We start from the raw sequence: 26,357 nt of genomic DNA, 5'->3' as shown, positions 1-26,357 counted from the left end.
TTCGCCTGCTTCTGCAGATATACTCTACTATTTGTATACCTGTATACTGTCCAAATGACACATTGGTTTCAAATTGTGCGGAGAATGTGGAGACTCCTGCAGGTTAGACCAAGATATGATCGCGAATCACTTCGACGATTCCATCATCATTGTTGCTGGCGACGACCAGATCGGCTTCGGATTTGACGGTCTCCTGGGCATTGCCCATCGCTACGCCAAGTCCTGCAGCCTGGATCACTGCGAGATCGTTCAGGCTGTCACCGACAGCGACCACTTCGGACATATCAATATTCAGCAGCTGGCACACTTCGGCGATTCCTGCCGCTTTGTTAATGCCAAGCGGGTTGATTTCCAGATTGTAAGGAGAGGAGTTGGAGATTTCCAGTCCGCCCATGTCCTGCAGCGCCATCAGAATCTCATGACGAAGCTGGTCATTTTCGGTATTATAGCCAAATTTGAGCCATTCCACCTGTTCCAGCGGTGTATTTTCCAGCCAGCGGTCACGGTTATACAGACGCTCGACCGAATAGGCCCAGAACCATACATCCTTTTCCATCGCCAAGTCGTGCATCTGGCGTACCAGCGCCGGGTCCAACAGGGTGCGGCGGTACAGCTCACGCGGTGATTTCCATACTTCACTGCCATTCACGGTCACCATCGGCGTCTCCAGTCCCAGTTCCTGTCCATACGGCAGTGCACTGCTGGCTGCACGACCAGTCGAGAGGCAGACATGAATGCCTTCGTCCATCGCTTTATTGATCCATTTGCTCGTTTCCAGGGTGATCTCATGATTGTCGTTGAGCAGTGTTCCATCCATATCAAGTGCGAGCAATTTGTATTTGCGTGTTGTCATTGCGGGGTGTTCCTCCATCCATTTTCTTTATTTATTTGTAAACTGTTGCTTGCACAGCTTTGAACCGCAGGGGTATCAGAGGTATTTTAGCATATTATGTTCAACGCTCACAAAAGCTTTTGTAAAGTGGGAGTTATTTAGTGACTGTTCGTAATGAAGGCGGTAATGGCAATTACCTGAGGGAATTGAAAATGTACAGGTGGTGAGGGCAGCCACTGCGGCAAGGAATAAGGGCACGTCCTCCGGTGGAACGCAGGAATCTACAGAGTAGGAATATATGTGGATTCCCGCACTCCAATGTCGTCCTTTGCCCTTATTTCCTTGCCTGCGTTCCATGCGTATTGTGTCATTTGCAATGTACTTATTTAATTCTATACTTAGACACACATGAGATCCATTATTGAATTTTGTCAGAACAATATGCATAATGATACGGTTCTTTTTGCAGCAAAAAATGACCAGCAGGCTATACTGGTCATTTTGTTTACATTTTTATATGCTGTTTTTAACGCAGATCAATCTGTGGTTCATGAGATTTTTATTCTGCGGCAGCAGATGCTGCAACTCGTTTTTGCTGCAGTTTACGGAACAGAATACCGTGACGTGGAGATAGCAGGAACGTAATGATGAACAGGATACCCGCCACGGTTACGATGCTGCCGCCGATGGAGGCGTTAAGCACATAGGCGGTGTAATAGCCCGCAATCGAGCTGACGACACCGACGATGACGCTGTAGACCAGCATTCTGCCAAGGCGGTCTGTCAGCAGATAGGCCGTAGCGGCCGGGATGACCAGCATGCCTACGACCAGAATGGCGCCAACACTTTCAAAGGAAGCAACTGACGTCATCGATACCATACCCATAAGCAGATAATGGAACAGCATCACCGGGATGCCGCAGGCTGCCGCCATTGCCGGATCAAAGGCAGTGATTTTGAACTGCTTGTAAAACAGACCAAGCAGCGTCAGAATGACCAGCAGCGCGAATCCCAGCATCCATACCGAACGCGGACCCATATCCATGCCATTCATCATCCAGGTATCCCACTGTACATAGGCGATTTCCCCGAACAATACACAGTCCAGATCCAGATCGATATTACGCGCATTCAGACTGACCAGAATGACACCAATCGCAAACAATGCGGTGAAAATAATACCGATCGAGGCATCTGATTGAATACCTGAACTCTGCAGCCATTGGATCAGAAATACAGCGATCAGCCCCAGCGCAGTGGCCCCGATCATCATCGCCATCGAATCACGTCCACCGCTCAGCAGGAAAGCAATAGCAATCCCTGGCAGCACCGCATGGCTGATCGCATCCCCGATCAATGCCATTTTACGCAAAATCAGAAAACACCCCAGCAGCCCGCAGCACGCTGACATCAGCGCAGCCGTCAGCATAATCCAGAAGTCACTGCTCATGAGATACCCCTCCCTGCTTTTGCCATTCCAGCCGATTCTGCCGATGCTGCCAGAGACGGGCGACCCATCCGCGGCGTGGTGCGAATAAAGCGGACACTGCAAATATGAGCGTCGCTGCCAGTACCGTGACCGGTCCCGTCGGCAGCTGGGATACCATACTGCTCCATACCGTGCCTGCCGCCCCGCTGACCGCACCAAAGATACCAGCCAGGATGACCATAATATGCAGCCGGTCTGTCCAGTAGCGTGCAGCTACAGCCGGTGTAATCAGCAGCGCAGACATCAGCACTACCCCGACGGCCTGAATGCCCGCCACGACGACAAGCACTGTCAGCAGCAGAATGATCTGCTCCAGCCAGACGACCGGCCAACCAAGTCCACGTGCAAAGCCGCGGTCAAAGCTCACCAGCTTGAACTGCTTGAACAGCAGCGTACAGATAGCGATCAGTAATATGCTTATACCGGTTAGCAGATACAGATCTTCCCGCATCATCGAAGCGGCCTGACCAAACAGGAACTTGTCCAGTCCACTCTGTCCACCGTTGCCGCTATGCTGAATACGAGTCAGCAGCAGCACCCCAATCCCGAAGAAAAACGATAAAATGATGCCCATTGCCGCATCCTGTTTGATCCGGGAATGTTCGGTAATCCAGCGAATACCTACCGTCGCCAGCATGCCGGCGATTAATGCTCCAATCAGGAAGCCTGCGGTCGATTTGACTCCGAGCAGCATAAAAGCGATACAGATTCCCGGTAGTGCCGCATGAGCCAGCGCATCGCCGATCAGACTCTTCTTTTGCAGCACCATAAAGGAACCGATCACGCCGCTGCTGAGACCAAGCAGCATGCAGCCGAGGATAATCCAGCGTACATTGGGATCGTTCATGATATAGACAAGCATATCCAGCAATGTAGTCCCTCCTTATTTCCCCGCCATAATTATACTGCCGCTATCCTGCAAAAAGGTCAGTCGACCGCCGTAGGTACGCTGCAGCATCTCGGTATTAAATACATTCTCCACCGGCCCGGCAGCGATCAGTTCCCGGTTCAGCAGCAGTACATCATCAAAATAGGACTCAACCGTCGACAGATCATGATGCACGACCAGCACGGTCTTGCCCTGCTGCTTGAGCTGCTCCAGCAGCGTAATAATCGCTTTCTCTGTTGCGGCATCCACACCGGCAAACGGTTCATCCATCAGATACAGATCAGCCTGCTGGGCCAGTGCCCGGGCCAGAAATACACGCTGCTGCTGTCCCCCGGACAGCTGGCTGATCTGACGGTCCGCATAATCGGCCATGCCTACTTTGGACAGCGATTCCAGCGCAATCTCGCGCTCCTGACGCCCCGGACGACGGAACCAGCCGAGACGTCCATAGGTGCCCATGAGTACGACATCCAGCGCATTGGTCGGGAAATCCCAGTCGACCGACTCGCGCTGGGGCACATAACCAATCCGTTTGCGCTGACTGGCATAAGGCTTGCCGTAAATGCTCACTTCTCCGCTGATTGCAGGCACCAGTCCAAGCATTGCTTTGAGCAGTGTCGATTTGCCGGCTCCATTCGGTCCGATCAAGGCGACCAATCGACCTTCATCAAGGGTAAAAGATACATTTTGTACAACAGGCTTTTTGTGGTAGGCCACAGTGATGCTCTGGGCATTCAGCGGACTGACTGCTGTGTGAATCGGTAGATTAACAGGCTTTGTATTCATTTTAATTCCTCCTTTTATCGTTAGTGTGAAGATGACTTATGTCCGTACATTCTATAGATATGGACTGTGTTTGACCTGGTTTCGAAGAAATAATATCCGTCTCATCCAATGGACAGCGAGCTTTCTGCCATCTGCAATCTGTTCTGTTATGAAGAGCGACTGTAAAAAAGACAGTTTATGCTTACCATTACTCTGTTTTGTCCTGTCTTTTACCGGAGCGCCTTGACGATGGTATCCGTGTTATGGCGAACCATACCGATGTAGTCTCCGGCATCGCTGCCCTGTTCACCGAGTGCATCGGAGTACAGTTCACCGCCGATATTCACCGTATGTCCCTGCTGTGCTGCTCCGGCGATAATGGCTTCCATGGAGCGCGCAGGCACACTGCTTTCGACGAAGACGGCCTTAATACCGCGCTCCACCAGCATATCGCGCAGTTCACTGACATCCCGGGAACCGTATTCCGAAGCGGTACTGATTCCCTGCAATCCGCGTACTTCAATGTTATACGCATCTCCATAATAGCCAAAAGCATCATGAGCGGTCACCAGCACTCTGCTCTGCTGTGGAATAGAGGCTATCTGCTCCCGTACATCCTCATCCAGCTGCTTCAGTTCAGCCAGATAGGCTGCAGCGTTGGCTTGGTAATCCTGTGCATGATCAGGATCAGCAGCGATGAGTGAATCGCGAATCTGCTCGACACACTGCATCCACAGACGCACATCAAACCAGATATGCGGATCATGCTCGCTTGAATTCTCTTCGCTCTGCCGCAGCTCACTGACAGGGATGGAGGCAGTAACAGCGGCTACATTGCGGGTTCGGCTCATCTTTTCCATAATATTCGTCATGCTTCCTTCCAGATGCAGTCCGTTGTACAGTACGAGATCGGCTTCATCCAGCTTGCGGATGTCTCCCTGGGAAGCTTTGTACATATGCGGATCGACGCCGGGCCCCATAAGGCCGGTGACGTATACATGCTCTCCGCCTACCTGACGAGCTGCATCCGCAATCATACCGGTTGTGGCGGTAATCCGGAATTTACCTGCTCCCTGATCGGCTGCAGCATTTTCTGAAGCAAATGGATTATTGCTGCAGCCTGTCAGTATCACGATGAGCAGAAGCAGCAGAGCTGCAGATCCAACGGTAGACAGCCTGTGTTTACGCTGCTGAATTTTGTGTTTGGACAGCCTATGAATCAGGCTTTTATCCTGAACCTGTACATCCCGCTTCATAATCTCTCTCCTTTTACTATAGAAATTTGCTGTGAAAGTGAATGGCTCGCATGAGTCTGATGTTATGAAGTATTTTCTGTCTCTTTAACTATTGCTCATTCACAAAAGTATTTCCTATATGACTTTATTTTTATATTTTGAAATAATGTTTCCTTGATGCAAATTTTAAGGTGTAAAATGTAAAATTGCAAGTACTAAAATAAAGCTATGATATATTAAAAAAGGCTCCCTCCCGATAAAAGGGAGAGAGCCTGATGATATAGCTTGAATAGTTTCAACAGTTTGAAACTTGCGCCAAGGTAATGATCATCTCATAGATTACGAGCTGCTTACTGTGCGGATTCTCCAGCAGTTGCCTCGTCTGTAGTGGCCGTCTTTTTCTTTGGAATGCCATCCAGGCCGTATTCCTGATCATAAGCATCAAAGATCTTGATCGCTACCGGTGCTGCACTTCGGGAACCGAAGCCGCCTTCCGGAATGACTACTGCCACGGCGAGCTTTGGATTATCACGTGGAGCAAAAGCGATAAATACACCGTTATCGACGATTTTGCCGTATACGGACTGCTGGGATGTACCGGTCTTACGGGCTACATCATAATGATAGCCATTCAGGGCATCCACTTTACTGCGCATTCCGTTAATGACTGTGTTCCAGTACTCTGGCGGGAAGTCGACGGTATTCAGCACTTCCGGCTTGGTTACTTTTACGACATTGCCTTTGGCATCCGTAATCTTGCTCACGAACTGCGGCTTCAGGCGTTTGCCTTTGTTGGCAATGGTGGTGACATACTGGGCAAGCTGGAGCGTCGTATAACGTCCCTGCTGACCAAAGGAAGCATATGCCATCGCTGCCTGTACACTACCTGCTGCCTTAAGGTTGGTATACTCGCCACGGCCTTCACTCTCATAAGGCAGACCGCTCTGAGTTGTTACGCCAAGACCAAATTCTTTCATGTATTTATCCCATACATCAATGGCCTTGCTGCCATGTTTAACCACGAGCTGTTTACCAACCATATCAACCATAAAGGCATTGGATGATTTTTCAATAGCTCTTGTTGGATTTAATGAATTCAGCACTTCTCCCAGGGCATTTCGTACTCTGGTTTCATGACCTGCTTTACCAAATTCGGCATAACCGCGATCATAGTACCATGTATCTGCAGTAAATAATCCTTCTTTCAGACCGATCATAACGCTGAGCGGCTTGATAACGGAGCCCAACAGCACCATGGAAGATGCACGTCTGCCGTTATAAATCTCCCGGATCGTTCCGTTAGGATAAACAGATGCCAGATCAGCAATTTGCTGCTGCGTCGGTGACTTCGACCAAATATTGGAATCATAGTCAGGCATACTGGCCATAGCGATTACATTGCCGGTCTGTACTTCCATCGCTACAGCATATCCGGTCAGTGCATTACCGGTACCTCTCTGGTAACGCAGCTGGGCAACCTGATTCGTGATGGCCTGCTGAGTCGCGAGCTGCACATTTTTATCGATAGTCATCCAAATATTATGACCTTTTTGTGGTGGTGTCAACGTATCACGTCCATCGGCACGATTCAATGCATTGACCGGTGTGCTGCGTACCCCATTTTTACCACGCAGTTCATCCTGATACATATACTCCAGTCCATCCATACCTACAAACTCTGTATCTAGATAACGTTTGCTTGCTCCGGTAAGATTGCTTCTGTTTTTATATTTTTTCACAGTTTCTTTAACTCCAGAAAATCCCTGAAGATAACCGACTGCCTGGACAGCTACACGATCCGGGCTGTATTGACGAATACTTTCTTCGCGGACTTCAATTCCTTTGTAGTCGCTCTTATGCTCCAGAAAATAGGCAATCTCTTTATTACTAAGATCCTTTTTAATCCGGCGCGGCGTATAACCAAAGTTTTTACGATACGTAATGTCCATAGCATCGATAATTTCTTCAGCCGTCATTCTCTTATCGGGATCACCATATTTGTTAAACACCCGCTTCAGATCGCCGACAATTTTGTAAAATTCCGGTTTGTTCTTTTCCAGCTGGTAATCCTTGTTCAATGTAAAATACAGAGACTGTGTCGGAATCGAGTATGCCACTTTGGTACCGGAAGCATCGTAAATAATCCCGCGGCTAGGCAGAATCGGCGTCTCGTTGTTGGTAATGCTGGATTCTTCCTCTGTCAGCGTGGGACCTTCCACAAACTGCAGAATCGCCAGACGTACGACCAGTATACTAAATATCAGAAACGTAGCAAAAAAGAAAATATTCAGCCGGATCGAAAACTGGCGCCGATGACTCTCTTCAAATTCTTCCGATTCGGATGAACCTATTTTTTTCATGAACGTCATAAACCTCCCTTTATTCTGGATGTATCCTCTATTTTAGAATGCTCTATAAATAAAGCATGCCATAATATGTAGTTGTTTCTTCATTTTAGCATAACTTGACGCGGGAACACATCCTTAGAGCGTTATCTATTAACCGCATTCAGCCATTGTACAAGCAGTCATATTTAAAAATATATCTATCCCATCCTGAGCCGCTGAATGAGGATCATGTTCAGACCAAATACTGCGCAGCATGCGCGATAAATCTTTCGGCTCCTGCATGTGCATATCCTCCATTTCACCTGTTACTTATCAAATAAAAACAGGAAGCAGACTATATAGTCTGCTTCCTGTTGGTTTCAACAATTGGTAGCTAATCGTTCTGTTGTTAGATCATATAATCCGTACAAAAACAAGTAATGCCAGGCAATGAATAACATCATTCTGCTTGTCGATTCATCTTTTACTGATTGCTGTCCTGTGCCGCAGCATCAGTAGCAGCTTTTTTCGGTACGCCATCCAGGCCGTACTCCTGATCGTAGGCTTCAAATATTTTGCGTGCTACAGGCGCTGCACTTTGCGCTCCGAATCCACCTTCCGGAATAACCACGGCTACTGCCAGCTTTGGGTTCTCCCGCGGGGCAAAGGCAATAAATACACCGTTATCCACAGTATGTCCATAAATGGATTGCTCGGATGTACCTGTTTTACGGGCCACATCATACTGATAATCCTTGAATACAGATACTTCACTGCGCATGCCGTTGATGGCTGTGTTCCAATATTCATCCGGCAGATTGATCGTATTGACAACTTCCGGTTTGAATTCTTTTACTGTATTGCCTTCGGCATCCGTAATTTTGCTGACAAACTGCGGCTTCAGACGTTTGCCTTTGTTGGCAAGCGTCGTAACATATTGTGCCAGCTGCAGTGTCGTATATTTACCCTGCTGGCCAAAGGAAGCAAAAGCCATCGCTGCCTGCGCACTACCTGCTGCTTCCAGATTCATATACTCGCCTGAACCGGCGCTTTCACCTGGCAGTCCGCTATTAGTAGATACGCCCAGTCCAAATTCCTTCATGTATTTATCCCATACATTAATAGAGTCAGCCTGATATTTTCGATATAATGGCAGTCCAATTTTATCAATCATAAATGCATTGGAAGAATGTTTAATAGCTGTGGATGGAGTCAAATAACCATAGACATGACCGCTGGAGTTACGCACTCTGGTTTCATGTCCTTCCTTACCAAATTCTGCATATCCTCTATCCTGATATCCGGAGCCAGGTGAGATCAGTCCTTCTTTCAGACCGATCAGTACAGTAAGCGGTTTGATAACCGAACCCATCAGTACCATGGAGGAAGCATGACCTTCACGATATACCTCTTTAATCGTACCATTGGCTACATGAGGCTGAATCTCTTTATACGTTTCACTTGTCATGTTTTCCCAGACGTTAGTATCGTAGTCTGGCATACTGGCCATAGCGACCACTTTACCAGTATTTACTTCCATCGCTACTGCATAGCCTGTCTGAGCATTCGGTGCATAAGAACTGCCACTTCGATAGGAATGCAGATAGGAGAGCTGATCCGTAATCGCTTTTTGCGTAGCCATCTGTACATTTTTATCAATCGTCATCCAGACGTTATTTCCTTTTTGTGGAGCTGTCAGCTCCGTACGCCCTGTTGCAATATTAAGTGAGTTAACAGGTGTTGTTTTCAGTCCATTTTTACCACGCAGATCATCCTGGTAGGCATACTCAATGCCATCTACACCAACATACTCGGTAGACAGGTACTTCTCATCAGCGTCGGTCACTCTAGCCTTGTTGATATAATGATCCATCGTGGTGCTGACACCGCTGAACTGGCGCAGATAACCAACGGTTTGCGTCGCCACCTGATCGGTATCATAGTGACGTACACTTTCTTCTACAATCTCAATTCCCTTGAACTCATCCTTATGCTCCAGGAAATGAGCGATCTCTTCATTGGTCAGGTTCTTTTTGATTCTTCGCGGCGTGTATCCGAATTGTACTTTGGACTCGATGTCCATCGCTTTGATGATCTGCTTGGCGGTCATCTTTTCCTTGGGATCACCGTATTCATTGAACACTTTTTTGAGCTTGCCGACAATTTTATACAGTTCCGGCTTGTTCTGCTCCAGTGTATAGTTCTTGGTCAAAGTAAAATAGAGCGACTGTGACGAAGTGGAATAAGCGATTCGTGCTTTACCCGAGGCATCCATAATATTTCCGCGAATCGGCGGGATCGGCGTGCTTTTGGTTGAGATACTCGCTTCCTTTTCCCGCAGTGTCGGTCCTTCGACAAACTGCAGAATCGCAAGCCGGACAATCAGCACCGTAAATACAATAAATGTCGCAAAAAAGAAAACGTTCAGACGGATAGAGAACTGACGTTGATTTCGGAGTTCGCGCTTGGACGACTCATCAATACCCGATTTTTTCATTTCTTGATCTTTCTCCTTCTTCTTAACGGCATCATAAGGCAGCGCCTTCTTTGGGGAAAGACACTGCTTTATGATGCCTAATCGTTCGTATTTACCGGAGTAAACCTGTATATGCGCCGCTATTCACAGACCAACCTTTATAAAAGGCTCTGTATTGTACGGTTTTGGGCTCTACTACTCAACATGTATTATATTAGCATAGCCAGCAGGCTAATGAGAAATTTCGCGTTTGCAGGTCCATCAGCTGCAGGCTCGCTTAAACCCTGCAGCTTTATAGTACGCTTTGTTCGATATGCGTCTCTGCGAATTTGGGCGGGTTGAACCAATTGCCTGCGGATGCCCATGTCGGATCAAGCGGAATCCACTGCTGCTGATCCGGCAGATAGACTTCATTCCAGGCATGCGGTCCATAACCACCCTTGCCGTTATATCCCAGCCCCGTAACGACACGCACATCAATTCCCTGTGAACGGGCCATTACGGCATAGAGACGGGCATAGTCGATACAGACACCCATGCGGGTAGCAAATGTATCTTCCGGCGTCTGTTCATGCCATACGCCTCGCTGCTCGTAATCCGCTACTTTGCCATAATCATAACTCACTCGCGAGCCGACCCAGTCATACAGGCGCCGGGCCTTGTCTTCCGTTCCACTGGCATCCGCTGCGATCGATGCCGCCGCTTCCTCGATATCTGCCGGAATGCTGCGGTCCACCACATCGTATTTGCGCTGGAAAATACCCGTCAGTTCCTGCTCCACTGCACTGGTGAATACCGGCAGCGTATCCTTGATAAAGGAACCGGTCAACGGCTGCACGACAGCTGTTACGGTATGATTATAGAGCGAGGAAGCTTCCACATAAGAAGACATTCTTGTGTTTGGATACAGACTGATCGCGATAAATAACACCAGAATCACGATCCCGCAGCGCAGCAGTCCGTTCACCAGACCGATCCCCCCGCCCAGCACACGGCTGAACCATGAGGAACGCCGTTCTTCCGCAGGCAGTCCTCCCTGCCGCCATCTCTCCGGCAGCAGCAGTACAGCCAGCAGTGAAAAGCAAATGCTGGCTACGACATAGCTCAGCATAAACAGCACCACAAAGCGCAGCAGTGAGAACTCCGAGATCAGGTAGACCGCCGAGTAATACATTTCCCACCACCACTTGAGTTCGCCCTGCGGGACAGATGACGATACCTGCTCTGCCCAGGTCTGCACATACGGCGATGACCACAATGCAAAAGGAGCAGCCAGAATGATCGCCAGAATAGTCAGCAGTGTTCGCCCAGCCCAGGAGAACAACCGGCCAGCCGAGCGGATAACGCCATGGCGTATCCCCTGCAGCACGGACAGCAGCACAATGGCATACAACAGACAGGAGATCAGACTGCTATCAAATAATGCCTGAATACTACTCAGTTCCATACGTCACTTCCTCCTCTGATTATGTCCATGCTGCTCATCAGGAAGAAGCTCCTGCAGCTGTATTTTGCTTGGCCTGATCGATCAGCGAACGGATCGTACTGTTGATCTCCCATTCTCCCAGCGGCACTCCGCGGAAGGTCACACCGACTTTGCCTGCTCCCGGTGTTCCTTTCAATTCAACCGTCTCGCTCTTGATCGTATACGTTCCGTCCCCATTTTGAATAAAACGGGCACTCTTTGCTTCATCCTTCATCACATCCATGGCCTGCTCCTGCAGAGCCGCCACTGTCTGCCCGGTTACTCCGGAGACCGTATCACGAATCTGATCCATGGAAATACCGCTGTATATGAACACGGCAACAACAATAATAATGACGATCAGCCATTTGATCACCGTTTTGACCAAGTTGATGACCATAAACAATATAATCAGGGCAACCAGAATGATCAGCCAGTTCTGCCTGAAAAATTCACTCCATACCTGCCAATCCATCTTGTTTCCCCTCCATTCTTTTGCATTTGCTGAGTCAAATTCAGCACAATTGGTGTATTCATTACAATTCAGTAATTTATCATTTGCTCCCGGTTTTGCAGGCAAGCTAGAATCATTATAACCGAAGTATATACAGGGTGTCAGCAGTTTCGCGTACTCGTGTTTTTGCATAGGAAGAGCCACATCCTATACAATTATTGATAGAGGTGATGACCTTGATTCATATTATCGTCGAAGGCAAAAATGACCGTAGCAAACTGCGAAGGCTGCTGCAGCCGGAAGTGGAGATCTTGTGTACCTTTGGTACACTGAACTCGCAAAAGCTGGAAAAGCTGCGCAAGCAGGTCGGCCAGGACGAAGTGTATCTGTTTATGGATAATGACCCGTCAGGACGCAAGATCCGTGCCGTACTGAGCGACGCTTTTCCGGACGCCACCCATATGTATACACGGCGCGGTTACGCGGGCGTGGAAGGTACACCGGATGAATACGTAGTGGCCCAGCTGGAAAAAGCCGGACTGGACGAATATATTATCGATCCCGATCTTCCGTGGTCCTGAATGAATGGCTGCCTATTAAAAATGCCGCAGAGATAAAATGCACTCTGCGGCTACAATAATAGAGATTCGGTATTACCCGGGAAATGGAGAATATGCTCTTCCATTTTTTGAAGAAACGATAATTTTATTTATGAACCGTATCAATAATCATCAGGATGAAGCTTATTGTCAGGTAGTTGATCGAGAAAATAAATGCGGTTTTTGCCCATTTATCCGTATCCGGCTTGCGGAAGCCCGATACGGCCATGAACAGCCATACGACCGACAGGGCCAGCGATACGATCATGTAGATGACGCCGGTATAGTTGTACACATACATCAGAATCGGGATCGGAATCAGCAGTGCAATATACGGCAGCATCTGATACTTGGTACGCTGGATTCCTTTGACAACGGGAAGCAGCGGGAATCCTGCCGCACGGTATTCTTCCACCCGGCGTATACCAAGTGCCCAGAAGTGCGGAGGCTGCCACAGGAACAGCATCGCAAACAGCAGCCAGGCGGCCAGATCAATATGATTGGTCACGGCTACATAGCCGATTACCGGCGGCATCGCACCGGAGATTCCACCAATGGAAGTACTCCATGTAGACGAGCGCTTCAGCCACAGTGTATAGATGACCACATAGACGAACATACCGAGCACGCCCAGAGCAGCAGCGAGCAAGCCGGAGAATACAGCCAGTACACCAAGACCCAGCACACCGAGTCCAATCGCATACCAGAGCACCACATTAGGTGACAGGCGTCGTGTTGCCAGTACCCGATCCTGTGTCCGTGCCATCTTGGTATCCAGATCACGGTCAAAATAGTTGTTAAATACACACGAAGAAGCCATAACGAGCATTGTACCGAGCAATGTCCAGATCAGATGTATAAAATGAACATTCCAGCCGGAAGCAAGCCAAAAGCCGCCAAACGTAGCCACCAGATTCGATCTAAGAATCCCAGGCTTGGTTAAAGCGACAAAATCTCTCCAGGTCACGACCTGGTCTTGCGGAGATGGGCTTACGAACGTTGTGGAATCCGGGGGAGTCTGATAACCCAAATGTTTATCCACGTTTATAAGTTCCTCCTTAAAATTCAGCTGAAAACAGCCGATGAGTAAACAAGAAGTATAGTCATAAAAATATTCACTCTCTGTATATCATCTGAAAATGCACTTCACATTTTTACAGATTTCCACAAAAAGTGAATAAAATAAATCAAACAAAATAATTGCTCTATAAACTTTATCATACCTGTATGCAAATGTCTTTGGAATTCAGAAGCATGATCGGTCATTATTATGACAATTTATTGACAAGGCACTCCAATTTATTAGAGTTTAATATTTTCATCTTCCGTTTATGGTAAACTACAGGCTAACCGAAACGGATATATATTTATGAAAGAAACCAGGCAGCGACGATGCTGCTTCTGTTGTGCCAGCCCTCCTATTCCTCATGAATAGAGACATCCTGAAAGTCATAAGGAGAGAATACCGAATGGATACTGCCACCCATTTTGCCATGGGTTTTGGACTTGCCGGACTTGCCTATGTTGACCCTGTTGTCGCTTCCGATCCACGGCTCGCTATTGCCGTTATGGTCGCGACCATAATTGGCTCCCAGGCACCGGATTCCGACACCATTTTACGATTGAAAGATAACGCGACCTATGTGCGCAATCATAGAGGTATCACCCACTCCCTGCCATTTATGGCACTGTGGATTGCACTGATCAGCGGATTCACTTCGCTGCTGCTGCATCAGGAAGGCTTCTGGCATATTCTGCTGTGGACAGCCGTAGCGGTAGGATTACACGTTTTTACAGACCTGTTTAATACGTACGGCACCCAGGCGGTACGGCCATTCAGCGAGACCTGGATCTCCTGGAACATTATCAATATTTTTGATCCGTTTATTTTTGGGACTCATATCATAGCGCTGCTGCTGTGGCTCACCGGACTGGTGGCGCCGGCTCCGCTGTTCGTCACCTTGTATGCGGTCATTGCCGTTTATTATGTATGGCGCACGCTGACCCACTGGTATCTGACACGCAAAGTCGAGCAAATGGATATTGAGGATGGCCGCTCTCCGGAGCCGGACGGTCACTATGTGCTCATCCCTACTATTTCCCTACGCCGCTGGCATGTCGTGCATGCCAAAAAAGACGGCAGCTACCGGATCGGCTGGTACACTCCGGACAAACTGATCTGGATCGATTCGATTCAATCGATGAGCCATCCGGCAATCGAAGCTTCGCGCAATCATCGTGATATCCGTGCGTTGCTTTATTTCTCTTCCTATACCGTATCCGAGGTGGAGAAGACATCCAACGGTTATATTGTACGCTGGGCGGATGTACGCTATCGCCATCGTCGTCAGTATCCGTTCGTCGCTGTGGTGGTTATGGATGAGAATTTTAACGCCATCGATTCCTATGTGGGCTGGCTGAGCCCCGACAAGATGAACGACCGAATCAGCCTGCATATGAGCTAAGGAATCAGCATATGCACAATTGAATAAGATGTGCTTAGTGAACAGTATATCTGTGATACACACAGTATGATTTGCTAAATGAACTGAATAAAGCCCCTGCTTTTCTCTATACGATCAGATGGAATTCATCTGGATACAGTATGAGGAAAGCAGGGGCTTTTTGAGTTAGCTATTTTGAATGCGATGGATTTCGCTTGACCCATGACTCGCTGTCAGGCACAATAGATATAGAACATTGTTATACGCTTACATCACCTATAACCCATTCATTTTATATCACTAATTTTATTTTTCAGGAGGCTGTTATCCCCATGAGTAAAGCTCTTTCCCTATGGTTCGCCGTTTCTTCCATCATGCTTCTGCTGCTCTGCGCGATCGCCATTTCCCATTCCGCATGGCTCGCTGTACTGCTTGGTGTACTGGGCGTTGCCAATATCGGTTGGGGCTTTGTCATCAAAGCCCAGCGCGAGCGCCGCAGCAGCAACTATCCGGCCTGAATTAGAATCCTTTAGGCAGGAATCCCATTTTATCTTTGACTCCGGTTAGAATTTTCTCCGCTGCGGCCTGTGCGTTTTGTGCACCCTGGCGGAGAATATCGCGGACCTCACCGGTCTGACGAATCTCCTGATACCGCTGCTGCAGCGGCTCCAATCCGGCTACTACCACTTCTGCCAGATCCTTTTTGAACGGGCCGTACATCTGGCCTTCGAATTTCTCCGCTACCTGTGCCAGTGACATTCCCGAGAACTGCGAATAAATGGTCATCAGATTGCTGACTTCCGGTTTGTTGGCCGGATCATATTGTACTTCACGTCCGGAATCTGTTGTCGCCCGGCTGATTTTTTTGCGAATGACATCCGGCGGATCAAGTAGAGCAATATAGCTGCCTGTGTTCGGGTTGCTTTTGCTCATTTTTTTGGTGCCGTCATCCAGGGACATGATGCGTGCACCAACTTCCGGGATATATGGCTCCGGCAGTGTAAAGAATTCACCGAATCGGTGGTTAAAGCGTGCTGCCAGATCGCGGGTCAGCTCCAGATGCTGCTTCTGGTCATCGCCAACAGGCACGACGTCTGCGTTGTACATCAGAATATCGGCTGCCATCAGTGCCGGGTAGACGAATAATCCTGCACCGACATTTTCTTTGCCTGCCGATTTATCCTTGAACTGGGTCATACGCTCCAGTTCGCCCATCGAAGCGAGTGTTGTCATAATCCATCCGAGCTCTGCATGCTGCGGTACATGGGATTGCAGGAAAATATTTGCTTTGGACGGATCCAGTCCTGCCGCCAGATACAGAGCAGCTACCGATTCGGAAGCTTCGCGCAGTGCCGCCGGGTCCTGGGCGACTGTGATCGCATGCAGATCCACCACCATAAAGTAGCAATTGTACTCGTTTTGCAGTTCCACAAAGTTCTTGATCGCGCCGATATAGTTACCGATGGTCAATAGACCGCTCGGCTGAATGCCGGATAATACAGTTTTCATCAATGATTCCTCCTCAAAGTAATGATGCATGGGGATACTTTTAAATAGTGACTTCAGCAAAGCCTATCTATCCGATCTGCCATGGCAATCATCTGCGGCAGAGCCGGCTATCGCTTTGTTCGGCTATACTTTTACCATATTACGGAACGCAAAAAGGCCACACATCCTGCAAGGGACGTGTGACCGTGGTGCCACCCTCATTTACCGGTATCGATGGCTGCAGCACAATCACCACAGCACGGATCGAGTCCGGCCTTATCTGCGTTCCGTTAACGGTGAACAAACCGGCCCGCCTAATCCGGAATCATCCGCAGATGTCCATTTCAGCCAGGCACTCCTGAGTCCATTCAGCAGACCATCTTCACCGGTTCGCATCAACCACCGGCTTTCTGGAGAAGCATTCTTCTGCCTACTACTCTCTATCATCGTATTCCCAGTATCTTGCACTCATCATAATTCCCAATTCCTTAAATGTCAAATTCCTTTTTATCCGTAAAATCTGGTATGATAACTGTATTATTCTCACTCCCATTTGTTCTGAAAGATCAGGAAGGAGCAGCGCAATGAAAGTGACCAAAGGAACCTGGAATAAATACGAGACGTACATTTTAAAAAGCAAGCAGCTCGAAGTGACGCTGCTGCCCAAGCTCGGCAACAATGTTATCGGTATTCGCGACTTACAGGAGAACCGCGAGATTCTCCGTCGTCCAGAAGAAAGCGAGCTTGATTTTTATCTGCAAAAACCGTACCACTTCGGCATGCCTATGCTGATGCCGCCTGGCCGGATTCGCCGCGGGCATTTTGAATATGATGGTGTGGAGTACCAGTTTGACCAGAACACCGCCAATGATAATCATATCCATGGCTTGCATCGTACTCAGCCATGGCGTATATCCGATATCGATGAGAACGATGCCGGCTGCCAGATCGTCACCGAGCTGCTGACAGCGGATGATCCCAACTGGATCAGACAGTACCCGACACCGCTCAAGCTGGAAATGACGCTTCAGCTGCAGGGGACTTCCCTGATGCAGCGGCTCAAAATTACCAATCTGGGCGAACATTCCGCTCCATTTGGATTTGGACTGCATACCTGGTTCCTGCTGGATGGCGAGCCGGAACGCTGGACGCTCAAGATTCCGGTGAGTGACCAGCTGCTTCAGGACGAAGAGCAGATTCCGACCGGTGAAGTGGTCCCGCTGGATGAATGGGAAGAACTGAATACCGGTATGAACATGGCCAATCGCAACTGGGATAACCTGCTGCGCATTGGTGACAAGCGTCCGGTAAGTGCCGAGCTGAAGCGTGATGACGGCTACGGTCTGCGCTATTCGGCAGATCCCGATTATTTCAAATACTGGGTATTGTATACCAAAGGCGAAAGCGACCAGTTTCTCTGCATCGAGCCGTATACCAGCCTGCCGGATGCTCCCAACTCTTCGCATCCACCGCAGTTTACCGGCCTGATCGAACTTCATCCCGGTGAACCGGTTGAGCTGAGTCTGCAGCTGGATGTAGTCGAGAAGTCTACCATGCTGTAATCTGACATAAAATTATAAAAAGGGCTTCCCGATTGGGAAGCCCTTTTTGCCAATGTTCCATCCCAGTACACCGGGTATGCGGCTCAATCGAACCAAATGGAATAATATAATATAAACGTATAATGGCAGTAAACGTGATGCCTGTTCAGATACAATGGCGGTGTTATTGCTTTTTGTTACTTTCTCAAAAATGAAATGGTACATTGCTGCTTGCAGATCATTCTCATGACTTTACGATAATTCTGCGTTAGTATCGCTGTATGTAGCTCTTGGATAGCGAATCATGTGGTTAGCCATGTTGTAGTTCGATTCAATCACCGTGTCGACCGCGATCAGCCCTTTGCGCACTGCAAATTCATAGCTGATTTCCCCATGCGTCCAATGGTTTTTGAATTTGAGCGATTCAATTGCCATTTGGCGAAACGATTTGATTTGAATCGCACTCAATCCCTCTTCAGGACCATTCCACTCTCCGTCTCTACCAGCAATCGGGTTGTGCTTGATGCCAAACTTTCCAATCATGTTATTGCGGATCTGAATAAATACCGTCCCCGAATCCAGATAGGATAATTCACTCTCAAGCTCCTTAAAGACGATATCAAGTTGTCTCGCCAGAGAAACCAGATCATTTTTAGGCATATGTTCCCCTTCCCCTCTCCATCTAGTCCCATGTAATCAGGACTTAAGACTCATTATATGTCGATTATTACAATCTATCAAGTCATAGATGTAAATTTAGGTATTAAGAACCATTATTCGACATGAAATTCCTTTAACTACTAAGTGACTTTATTTTTATCTTCTCTTTGAAATATATTAAGTTCATTTTCCCTTTCTTATTTTTCGAAAAAAATGATTGAACAAAAACAGCCTTCTCCATCTCCTGTACGGAATATGGAAAAGGCTGCTGTTATTCTTTGCCCCTGATCAGGAACGGGCATAGGAAGCTGTCATTTTCAAGAACAGCTGTACATCCGCAATACCAACATCTACCGCTCCCTGCCAGAATTCCGGCTGGGTCAGATCGACGCCCAGATGCTTCTGTGCCAGTTCCTCGACGGTCATCCGTCCGGTATCCTGCAGCAGCGCATCATACTTGGCGGCAAATCCTGCGCCTTCACGCTGAGCGAGCGCATAGATGCCTGTGCTGAACAGATAACCGAATGTATACGGGAAGTTGTAGAACGGCACACCTGTTTTGTAGAAATGCAGCTTGGATGCCCAGAAATGCGGATGGTAGGACGACAGCGTATCACAGAAAGCTTCACGCTGCGCTTCTTCCATCAACTGGCTCAGTTCTTCACTGCCAACCATGCCGGAGCGGCGCTGTTCGTAGAATCGTGTCTCGAACAGGAAGCGAGCATGGATATTCATGAAGAATGCAATGCTGCGCTGGATTTTATCTTCCAGCAGAGACAGCTTTTCTTCCTCGCTTTTTGCTTCTTTCACCAGAGAATCTGCGACGATCATCTCGGCAAAAGTCGATGCCGTCTCGGCGACGTTCATCGCATACTGCTGACTGAATGCAGGCAGATCATTCATCACATGCTGATGATAACCATGTCCCAGTTCATGAGCCAGTGTCGATACATTGGAAGCCGTACCGCTGTAGGTCATAAAAATACGTGTCTCCTTGCTCAGCGGCAGGGAGGTACAGAATCCGCCTGGACGCTTGCCGGCACGATCTTCCGCTTCAATCCAGCGCTTCTCAAAAGCCTGGGCGGCAAAATCAGCCATCTCCGGATTAAACTTGCGGAACTGCTCCACGATCAGATCAGCTGCATCATCATAACTCACCGTGCTGTCCACATTGCCGATTGGTGCATCGACATCGTTCCAGCTCAATCGCTCTACACCGAGCACCTGGGCTTTACGCTCCAGATAGGAGACGAATACCGGTTTGTTTTTGACAATAACATCCCACATCGTATCAAGCGTCTGCTGGGACATCCGGTTGATCGCGAGCGGTTCCTTCAGTACGCTGTCCCAACCGCGGCGGTCGTAAAGCTTTAGACGGAATCCGCCAATGTGGTTCAGTGTATCCGCACAAAAGTCCTCCACACCTGTCCATGCTTCTTCCCATTTCCGGAACATCTCTTCACGAGTATTGCGGTCCGGGTCGCTCATCTTGTTGGCTGCCTGGCCTGCCGACAGCATCACAGTCTCTCCATTTTGTTCAAATGGAATACGTACATGGCTGACAATCGTATCATAAAAGTCGCTCCAGCCATGATAGCCGTCTACCGCAAGTCCCAGTGCCAGACTCTCCAGTTCAGGAGACATCTTCTCACGGGCAACCGCACGAATCTCATTCAGGTAAAAGGCGACCGGTGCTACCTGTGGACGCTCGATCCAGCCAGTGAATACCTCATCAGACGTATCCACGAGAATACTCTGGAACTGTACGAACAATGCCTGCAGATTGGCCGATAGATCGGACAATGCAGCAGACAAACGGGTCGCCTGTTTGTCGCTCTGATCCTGGGCGGTAAGACAGCCGGCAAATGATCCCGCTTCACGCAGACGTATGCGTGTATCCTGCAGCTGTTCCAGCAGTATATCAAAGTTCTGTGTCTCTTCTACCTGCTGCGGAGCCTTCTGATGCTTCAACTCGGACGTCAACCGATCGATGTCCTCTGTCAGCTTGCCCAAAAATACTTGTAATTGTTCCGAAGTGGAGCCTCCTGCGAAAATAGGCTCCAGATTCCAGGTTGGATTCAGCGGATGGTTCATGTTGAGACATCACCTTTCTGTGTAGGTCTGCATGCAGACAGAATATGAATATGACCAGTGGTTAATTACAGTTTGCGGCAGTGCATCATGTTCAGCATTTCTCTGCTTCATAAAAGGTCAGATTGTTCATCCATATGTATGGTTCGTTTCTTGCGGTGAGCGGACAGAAGAGCAGGAGAATGATTAATGGCTTGCTAAGCCCTTTATATTGCCTTTTAGCTGCTTCTGCTCACTCATAAGGGGATGAACAAATGCCCTGTTCATGGAGCTCTCGGAGCCGTAATATCAGGCTGCTGCTAGCTTCCTCTGTGCCGGATTGAGCAGTATCATCGCCAAGAGGGTATAACTATAGTATACTCTAATTCAATACTATTTTGTAATGAGGAGGGAGCCTTTGATGCGACCACTACAGATTTCTGCGGATACGGCTGTCAAACTGGCCGAGAAGCTTAATGTTCCTCTGGAGCAGCTCATGCATATGCCACAGCACATCCTGATGCAAAAGCTGGCCGAACTCGCCAAGGATGAGTCAAAGGGCGGCAATGAATAATGATTCCATTTAATCAGGCCTGGCCTTACGATATTGTAATGAACGATGTATATATTCAGGATTGTCCTTTCTGTCAGACTGCCAATGTACTGCTGCCAATTCGTCCCAAAGAGCTGGCGACCATTCATAATGGCAAAAAGAAACTACTGGTCTTCCCATGCTGCAGCAACCGTGTGACCCTGCTGGACAGCGACTCGGATTATCTGCTGACCGATACGGTACTGCGCTAAGCAACGCACAGCAGTTCAAATGAGTGATAGCCTGCTGCTGTAATTTGTATACCTCTGCCGTCACCATATAATGATGCGATCAGACGATACTGTACATTCTGCTCAATCAGCCATCAAAAAAGGAGCCCTCTTCCGGAGTGGCTCCTTTTTTCTGTATCATCGTTGATTTGGTTTGCCTTACTGCTGCATCTCTTCCGGCAGATCGATATTTTTGGACAGCATCTGTTCCCGCAGTACAACCCACTGTTCACGCGAGGCTCGAATCATTGCCGAATCGGTAATACGCTTATCGTTAATGACACGCGAGAACCATTTCACTGCATCGTTGAATTCACCCAGACGACGATGCAGTTCCCCGATCAGATACAGGAGCTTGGCATCGCTGCCGCTAACACTTTCCAATTCAAAGACGCGGATATACGATTCCAGACAATAACGGATAAACCGCAATTCCTGCTCGGTCTCTCCATTGTAACGATACAGCCAGGCAATATGATGCAAAAAGCTGGCCACGATACGTTCACGATCCCCTACCGTCTGTGCACACATTAGTGCGAGTTTGTAAGCTTCCAGGGCCTGTTCCCCCGTACGCTTCCCGCCCATATCGCGCTTGGCGACACGGCTGCCGATCTGCTTCATATATTTTTTTTTCTGTTCATTGCTCAGCTTGGAGACAGAATTCTCGGTCGAGGCGAATCCGCAGTGCGGGCATATCCGTACCACATAAAAATCAGGATTCTCATGCTGATAATAAGCACAGAAATCCGAATCCCGTCGTACCGCCCGCTTCATGCTTGGACGAACACGACTGGTTTTAAAGTCCTCCTCGCATTGTGGACAATTTACCGTTATCTGATATAACGGCTCTAGTTCCAGTGACTCCCCCATCTGATCCATCTTCCCCCAACATTAATTTGTATTTACAAAGTGGTGTGCCGGTCCGGACAGACGGTCTATGATAAAGACACGCAGTTCGTCCTCTACCCCAATATCAGTCAATGCTTCATTCATACACGCCAGCCACGCATCCGCTTTTTCATGCGTAATCGGAAACGGCATATGCCTTGCTCTCATCATTGGATGACCATGTTTTTCCGAGAACAGCGGTGGTCCGCCAAAAAACTGCGACAAAAACATATATTGCTTTTCCATTACCGGATCAATATTTTCCGGAAATAAAGGACCAATCAACGGATCACGCTGAACTTTCGGGTAAAATGCTTCAACCAGACGACGAAGACCTTCATCTCCGCCAAGCAGCTCGTAAATGGATTGATCAAATTTCACAGTGAATCGCCAACTTTCCATGCGTCATTACCAAAATTATAACATAGTTGGATGGGTACTTGAATGAAGGGGGTATAATTTCCCATAATATTAGCCATTCGGATATGAACTCAATAAAAAGAACGCTAAAGTAAATTAGCGCTCCCTGCCATTCCACACCTTATACAGTGAAAAATGGATATATGAGTAGAAATTAAGTTAGGTTAAAGTGTCGAAACAATCAGTACATGCTTCCGTCTTCTTCACCAGGATGTGTGAACGAGGATCGGATGACATACACAAACGCACATACAACAAGACCGGATATAATACTTACACTCATCTTGATCACTCCGTTTCTCAAAGTTATGTTGACTTCCGACGAGAGGTACGTTTTATTCTTGTCTTTATTTTACCATACACTATATGAAATAGGACTATTTTTGTAAGCGTTTACTTTAACAATTAGATTACAGGCTCTTTACAAAACGGTGTATTGTTGCGTTTATATTGCGCCTACGTAACTATCTGGTTTTCCGGTTAATTATTCAGTAAAACATTGTGTTCCCTGTAAGAATTGATTATCATCAAAAGTGAGTAGGTTAACCATATTGGACAAAGGAGCTTCCTTAACTTGAGATACTATGTACTTGATCGCGGAGACCAATTATCCATTGAACTTAGTGAACGATTCCATAAGCTGGCTGCCAAGTACGGTTTTGAACTCGATGCGGAATCACCTGAGATTGTCGTCTCCATCGGTGGAGACGGTACGATGCTGCATGCTTTTCATACTTTTATTGATCATATTCCTGACCTTGCCTTCGTCGGTATTCATACCGGACATCTGGGCTTCTATGCAGACTGGAAAGCCGATGAATTAGAGGAACTGGTCAAATTTATGGCAGGTGAGTCCGGTGACAGCATGGAACACCATCCGAAAATCGTCAAATATCCGCTTGTGGATCTGGAGATCAACACCAAGAGCGGTACATCCCATTACACGGCTCTGAACGAGTTTACGCTCAAAGGCGTAGACGGTACAACCGTAGTCGCTCAGGTCGATATTAATGACGAGATTTTTGAAATGTTTCGCGGCGACGGCATCTGCATCTCAACGCCATCAGGAAGTACTGCCTATAACAAAGCACTTGGCGGGGCAATGGTACATCCTACTATCGAAGCACTGCAGATTGCAGAGATTGCCTCAATCAACAACCGTGTCTATCGTACCCTTGGTTCATCCATGATGCTGCCCAAGCATCATCACTGCGATATTCATTCCCGCAAGCAGCAGCGCCTGCAGCTGACAATTGACCACCTGAATCTGTCGATTGATGATCTGATCTCCATTCGCTGCCAGGTGTCCAAAGTACGAGTCAGCTTTGCCCGATATCGCCCGTACCCGTTCTGGAACCGGGTCAGACAATCTTTCCTTGGCTGATTACGCCAGGACCGACGGATAGCGAGTAAAAGCGCATTTTCTTTTATATTCCTTCTTAATGCTATATTGTTTATTACATCGTCCTATCGTTACAAAGATAACTGTGCTGGTTACTCTCACCGGGCAGCAGACAGATTCAAAAAAGCTGACTTCGTAAAAGAAGTCAGCTTTTTTGCGTATTCTATCCATCTTATTGCGTTCATATGCAAGATACCAACAGCACTCTGTATAGCACAGAAAAAGTCGTAATACAAGGGACATCCATGGAGCCATGCATTCTTCCAAGCAGATGAGTTATTCCGGTCGCTGTGAAGCTTCCTCATGATTCTCAGCAGTACGATTTGGTTCTTTGGGCAGCGGCGATGTCATTTGATTCTCCGCTGCAGGCCTTGGTGTTGTTCCAACTGCAGACTGCAAAGATGCGTTTTTGGTTTCCACCGCTGGCTGTTCTGCTGTCTGCTTAGCCTCTGTTAACGGCTGCGACACTTTAGTTTCCACTACTGGTTGCGATGCCGGTTGGATCTCAGCTGATGACTGCAGCGGTGAGACTTTGCTCTCCACTACCATCGGCTGCACTGCCGCCGGTTTAACCTCGGCTGGTACCTGCGGCCGTGAGACTTTGGCTTCCCCTGCCGGCTGTGCAGACGGTTTGGATCCGGCTGCAGGCTGCTGTGAAGCGACTTTAGTCTCTCCTGCAGACTTGGACCCTCCATTGCCTCTGGATCGGGAACCGCTGTCCGCTGATGCGGTTTTATCGGTTTTGTTGTGCTTATCCTGCCGGTCCTTGCGCGAGCCATGTCCTCTGGATGGCTTATCCGGCTTCTCGGCTTTTTCTCCTTCGGCAGCAGATTTAGGCGGATTTCCGGTATCTTTTACCTTTTGAAGTACAAAATAGGCACAGCCAAAATTGCAGTATTCATTAATATATTCGGTCATACTGGATAGCGATGTATCTTTACCCGCTTTAGGATGACCATCACGGTAAAATCCTTTGAGACGCAGCTGGTTGTATCCCCAGTCGCCCAGAATATAATCGTAGCGGTCCAGCACTTCACTATAGCGGTCACGGAATACTTCCACATTCCATCCGTCCCGGTTTTCTTTGATAAGCTCGTAAGTTTTGCCACCAATCTGAATCAAGTTTTCCCCGCCTTTCAGCAATTAAACGGTCGAAGCTTCCTTCGACTTGGATGCGGATTTCACCTGTTCATGCGCATGATAAGAACTGCGGACCAGCGGACCGGATTCTACATGACTGAATCCGCGTTTGAGTCCTTCTTCTTTGAGGATTGCGAATTCTTCGGGAGTATAGTATCGAGCCACGTTCAGATGTTTGGGACTTGGCTGCAAATACTGACCCAGTGTCAGAATATCGCAATCCACCGCACGAAGATCATCCATTGCTTGTAAAATCTCATCCCACTCTTCACCTACACCCAGCATGATACTGGATTTAGTCGGGATGTCTGGTTGAAGTTGTTTGGAATTGCGCAGCAGTTCCATGGACCGCGGATACTTGGCTCTTGCTCTGACACGGTCAGACATCCGTTCCACGGTCTCAATATTATGATTAAGAATATCCGGCTTGGCATCCATAACGATTTTGAGGGAATCAATATCCCCCATAAAATCAGGAATCAGTACTTCCACACTACAGAGTGGAAGACGCTTGCGCATCGCACGGATGGTCTCCGCGAAAATGGTTGCGCCTCCATCTTTCAGATCATCGCGGGCCACACTCGTAATAACACAATGATTCAGGCCCATCTTCTCAGCGGCTTCCGCTACCCGTTCTGGCTCTTGCAAATCAAGCTCCGTTGGCATTCCCGTATTGACAGCGCAAAAACGGCAAGCACGCGTACAAATATCTCCCAGTATCATAAACGTTGCAGTACGATTGGCCCAACATTCGTATATGTTCGGACAGCGCGCTTCTTCACACACCGTATGCAATGTTTTGGAGCGCATCATGCTCTTGATTTCCTGATAGTTTTCGTTGTTGGTCATCTTGATTTTGATCCATTCGGGCTTCGGTTGCTTAGCTTTTGTAGACAAGATGTTTGACCTACCTTCCTCGGTTGTATTGTTTTTCAGGATTTATTGATCATT

Annotated in this window: 25 protein-coding genes and 1 other annotated feature; of the genes, 7 read left to right on the top strand and 18 right to left on the bottom strand. The window is 48.1% G+C overall.

What is annotated here, in order from left to right:
- Positions 1-103: 103 nt before the first annotated feature.
- The 10 genes from M1D61_RS04590 to M1D61_RS04545 form a co-directional block, all read right to left on the bottom strand.
- Positions 104-853: a Cof-type HAD-IIB family hydrolase gene (locus M1D61_RS04590; RefSeq protein ID WP_458121339.1), complete on the bottom strand. Its 750-nt coding sequence runs from the start codon at positions 851-853 to the stop codon at positions 104-106.
- Positions 854-1,391: 538 nt separating this feature from the next.
- Positions 1,392-2,282, bottom strand: coding sequence for a metal ABC transporter permease (locus M1D61_RS04585; RefSeq protein WP_458121338.1), 891 nt, complete (start codon positions 2,280-2,282; stop codon positions 1,392-1,394).
- Positions 2,272-3,183, bottom strand: coding sequence for a metal ABC transporter permease (locus tag M1D61_RS04580; protein WP_458122406.1), 912 nt, complete (start codon positions 3,181-3,183; stop codon positions 2,272-2,274). Before M1D61_RS04580 ends, M1D61_RS04585 begins: the two co-directional genes overlap by 11 nt.
- Positions 3,184-3,204: 21 nt before the next feature.
- Positions 3,205-3,996, bottom strand: a complete 792-nt coding sequence (locus tag M1D61_RS04575) for a metal ABC transporter ATP-binding protein (protein WP_458121337.1) — start codon at positions 3,994-3,996, stop codon at positions 3,205-3,207.
- A gap of 209 nt (positions 3,997-4,205) precedes the next feature.
- Positions 4,206-5,231, bottom strand: a complete 1,026-nt coding sequence (locus M1D61_RS04570; protein ID WP_458121336.1) for a metal ABC transporter solute-binding protein, Zn/Mn family — start codon at positions 5,229-5,231, stop codon at positions 4,206-4,208.
- A 329-nt stretch (positions 5,232-5,560) separates the two neighbouring features.
- Positions 5,561-7,570, bottom strand: coding sequence for a peptidoglycan D,D-transpeptidase FtsI family protein (locus M1D61_RS04565; protein ID WP_458121335.1), 2,010 nt, complete (start codon positions 7,568-7,570; stop codon positions 5,561-5,563).
- A 138-nt stretch (positions 7,571-7,708) separates the two neighbouring features.
- A complete protein-coding gene (locus tag M1D61_RS04560; protein WP_458121334.1) occupies positions 7,709-7,840 on the bottom strand; it encodes a hypothetical protein in 132 nt (43 codons plus the stop codon).
- A gap of 181 nt (positions 7,841-8,021) precedes the next feature.
- Positions 8,022-10,034: a peptidoglycan D,D-transpeptidase FtsI family protein gene (locus tag M1D61_RS04555; RefSeq protein ID WP_458121333.1), complete on the bottom strand. Its 2,013-nt coding sequence runs from the start codon at positions 10,032-10,034 to the stop codon at positions 8,022-8,024.
- Between the two features lie 271 nt (positions 10,035-10,305).
- Complete coding sequence (locus M1D61_RS04550; RefSeq protein ID WP_458121332.1) at positions 10,306-11,460, bottom strand: CvpA family protein; 1,155 nt, start codon at positions 11,458-11,460, stop codon at positions 10,306-10,308.
- Between the two features lie 37 nt (positions 11,461-11,497).
- Positions 11,498-11,953: an ATPase gene (locus M1D61_RS04545; RefSeq protein ID WP_458121331.1), complete on the bottom strand. Its 456-nt coding sequence runs from the start codon at positions 11,951-11,953 to the stop codon at positions 11,498-11,500.
- 215 nt (positions 11,954-12,168) lie between these two features.
- Between M1D61_RS04545 and M1D61_RS04540 the strand changes: the two genes are divergently transcribed.
- The gene (locus M1D61_RS04540; protein WP_458121330.1) at positions 12,169-12,513 is read left to right on the top strand and encodes a toprim domain-containing protein; all 345 of its coding nucleotides are present in this window, start codon (positions 12,169-12,171) and stop codon (positions 12,511-12,513) included.
- Positions 12,514-12,637: 124 nt separating this feature from the next.
- Here the strand turns inward: M1D61_RS04540 and cyoE are convergent, their stop codons facing one another.
- Positions 12,638-13,573: a heme o synthase gene (gene cyoE / locus M1D61_RS04535; protein WP_458121329.1), complete on the bottom strand. Its 936-nt coding sequence runs from the start codon at positions 13,571-13,573 to the stop codon at positions 12,638-12,640.
- 427 nt (positions 13,574-14,000) lie between these two features.
- On the opposite strand from cyoE, the gene M1D61_RS04530 reads away from it, so the two are divergent.
- On the top strand, positions 14,001-14,996 hold the full coding sequence (locus M1D61_RS04530; protein WP_458121328.1) for a metal-dependent hydrolase: 996 nt from the start codon (positions 14,001-14,003) through the stop codon (positions 14,994-14,996).
- A gap of 311 nt (positions 14,997-15,307) precedes the next feature.
- Entirely contained in the window at positions 15,308-15,493 is a 186-nt protein-coding gene (locus M1D61_RS04525) for a hypothetical protein (RefSeq protein ID WP_458121327.1), read from the top strand.
- A 1-nt stretch (position 15,494) separates the two neighbouring features.
- On the opposite strand, the gene trpS is transcribed toward M1D61_RS04525, so the two are convergent.
- Positions 15,495-16,484, bottom strand: a complete 990-nt coding sequence (trpS, locus tag M1D61_RS04520; RefSeq protein ID WP_458121326.1) for a tryptophan--tRNA ligase — start codon at positions 16,482-16,484, stop codon at positions 15,495-15,497.
- 168 nt (positions 16,485-16,652) lie between these two features.
- Positions 16,653-16,919, bottom strand: a binding site (T-box leader).
- A 128-nt stretch (positions 16,920-17,047) separates the two neighbouring features.
- On the opposite strand from trpS, the gene M1D61_RS04515 reads away from it, so the two are divergent.
- Positions 17,048-18,025 (top strand): aldose epimerase family protein, encoded by a 978-nt coding sequence (locus M1D61_RS04515; protein ID WP_458121325.1) that lies wholly within the window; start codon positions 17,048-17,050, stop codon positions 18,023-18,025.
- Between the two features lie 231 nt (positions 18,026-18,256).
- Here the strand turns inward: M1D61_RS04515 and M1D61_RS04510 are convergent, their stop codons facing one another.
- Positions 18,257-18,664 carry an O-methyltransferase gene (locus M1D61_RS04510; protein WP_458121324.1) on the bottom strand — a complete coding sequence of 136 codons (408 nt, stop codon included), beginning with the start codon at positions 18,662-18,664 and terminating at the stop codon, positions 18,257-18,259.
- 288 nt (positions 18,665-18,952) lie between these two features.
- On the bottom strand, positions 18,953-20,758 hold the full coding sequence (locus M1D61_RS04505; protein ID WP_458121323.1) for a M3 family oligoendopeptidase: 1,806 nt from the start codon (positions 20,756-20,758) through the stop codon (positions 18,953-18,955).
- Positions 20,759-21,155: 397 nt separating this feature from the next.
- Here M1D61_RS04505 and M1D61_RS04500 point away from each other — a divergent pair, with 397 nt between their 5' ends.
- Both M1D61_RS04500 and M1D61_RS04495 read left to right on the top strand, forming a co-directional pair.
- Positions 21,156-21,308, top strand: coding sequence for a YycC family protein (locus M1D61_RS04500; protein ID WP_082096937.1), 153 nt, complete (start codon positions 21,156-21,158; stop codon positions 21,306-21,308).
- Positions 21,308-21,538 (top strand): hypothetical protein, encoded by a 231-nt coding sequence (locus M1D61_RS04495; protein WP_458121322.1) that lies wholly within the window; start codon positions 21,308-21,310, stop codon positions 21,536-21,538. The genes M1D61_RS04500 and M1D61_RS04495 overlap by 1 nt, the downstream gene beginning before the upstream one ends.
- A gap of 177 nt (positions 21,539-21,715) precedes the next feature.
- Here M1D61_RS04495 and M1D61_RS04490 read toward each other — a convergent pair whose 3' ends face one another.
- Positions 21,716-22,435, bottom strand: coding sequence for a DUF2225 domain-containing protein (locus tag M1D61_RS04490; RefSeq protein ID WP_458121321.1), 720 nt, complete (start codon positions 22,433-22,435; stop codon positions 21,716-21,718).
- Positions 22,436-22,447: 12 nt separating this feature from the next.
- On the bottom strand, positions 22,448-22,846 hold the full coding sequence (locus tag M1D61_RS04485; protein WP_046215867.1) for a globin domain-containing protein: 399 nt from the start codon (positions 22,844-22,846) through the stop codon (positions 22,448-22,450).
- A gap of 592 nt (positions 22,847-23,438) precedes the next feature.
- Between M1D61_RS04485 and M1D61_RS04480 the strand changes: the two genes are divergently transcribed.
- The gene (locus M1D61_RS04480) at positions 23,439-24,248 is read left to right on the top strand and encodes an NAD kinase (RefSeq protein ID WP_046215868.1); all 810 of its coding nucleotides are present in this window, start codon (positions 23,439-23,441) and stop codon (positions 24,246-24,248) included.
- 294 nt (positions 24,249-24,542) lie between these two features.
- On the opposite strand, the gene M1D61_RS04475 is transcribed toward M1D61_RS04480, so the two are convergent.
- Positions 24,543-25,388: a YutD-like domain-containing protein gene (locus M1D61_RS04475; protein ID WP_458121320.1), complete on the bottom strand. Its 846-nt coding sequence runs from the start codon at positions 25,386-25,388 to the stop codon at positions 24,543-24,545.
- Positions 25,389-25,409: 21 nt separating this feature from the next.
- Positions 25,410-26,303 (bottom strand): lipoyl synthase, encoded by an 894-nt coding sequence (gene lipA, locus M1D61_RS04470; protein ID WP_082096939.1) that lies wholly within the window; start codon positions 26,301-26,303, stop codon positions 25,410-25,412.
- Between the last annotated feature and the right edge of the window lie 54 nt (positions 26,304-26,357).

The sequence above is a fragment of the Paenibacillus sp. Z6-24 genome, from assembly GCF_054161335.1.
Note: the sequence above shows the minus strand (reverse complement) of the source record. Positions and strands in the feature narration are given on the sequence as shown.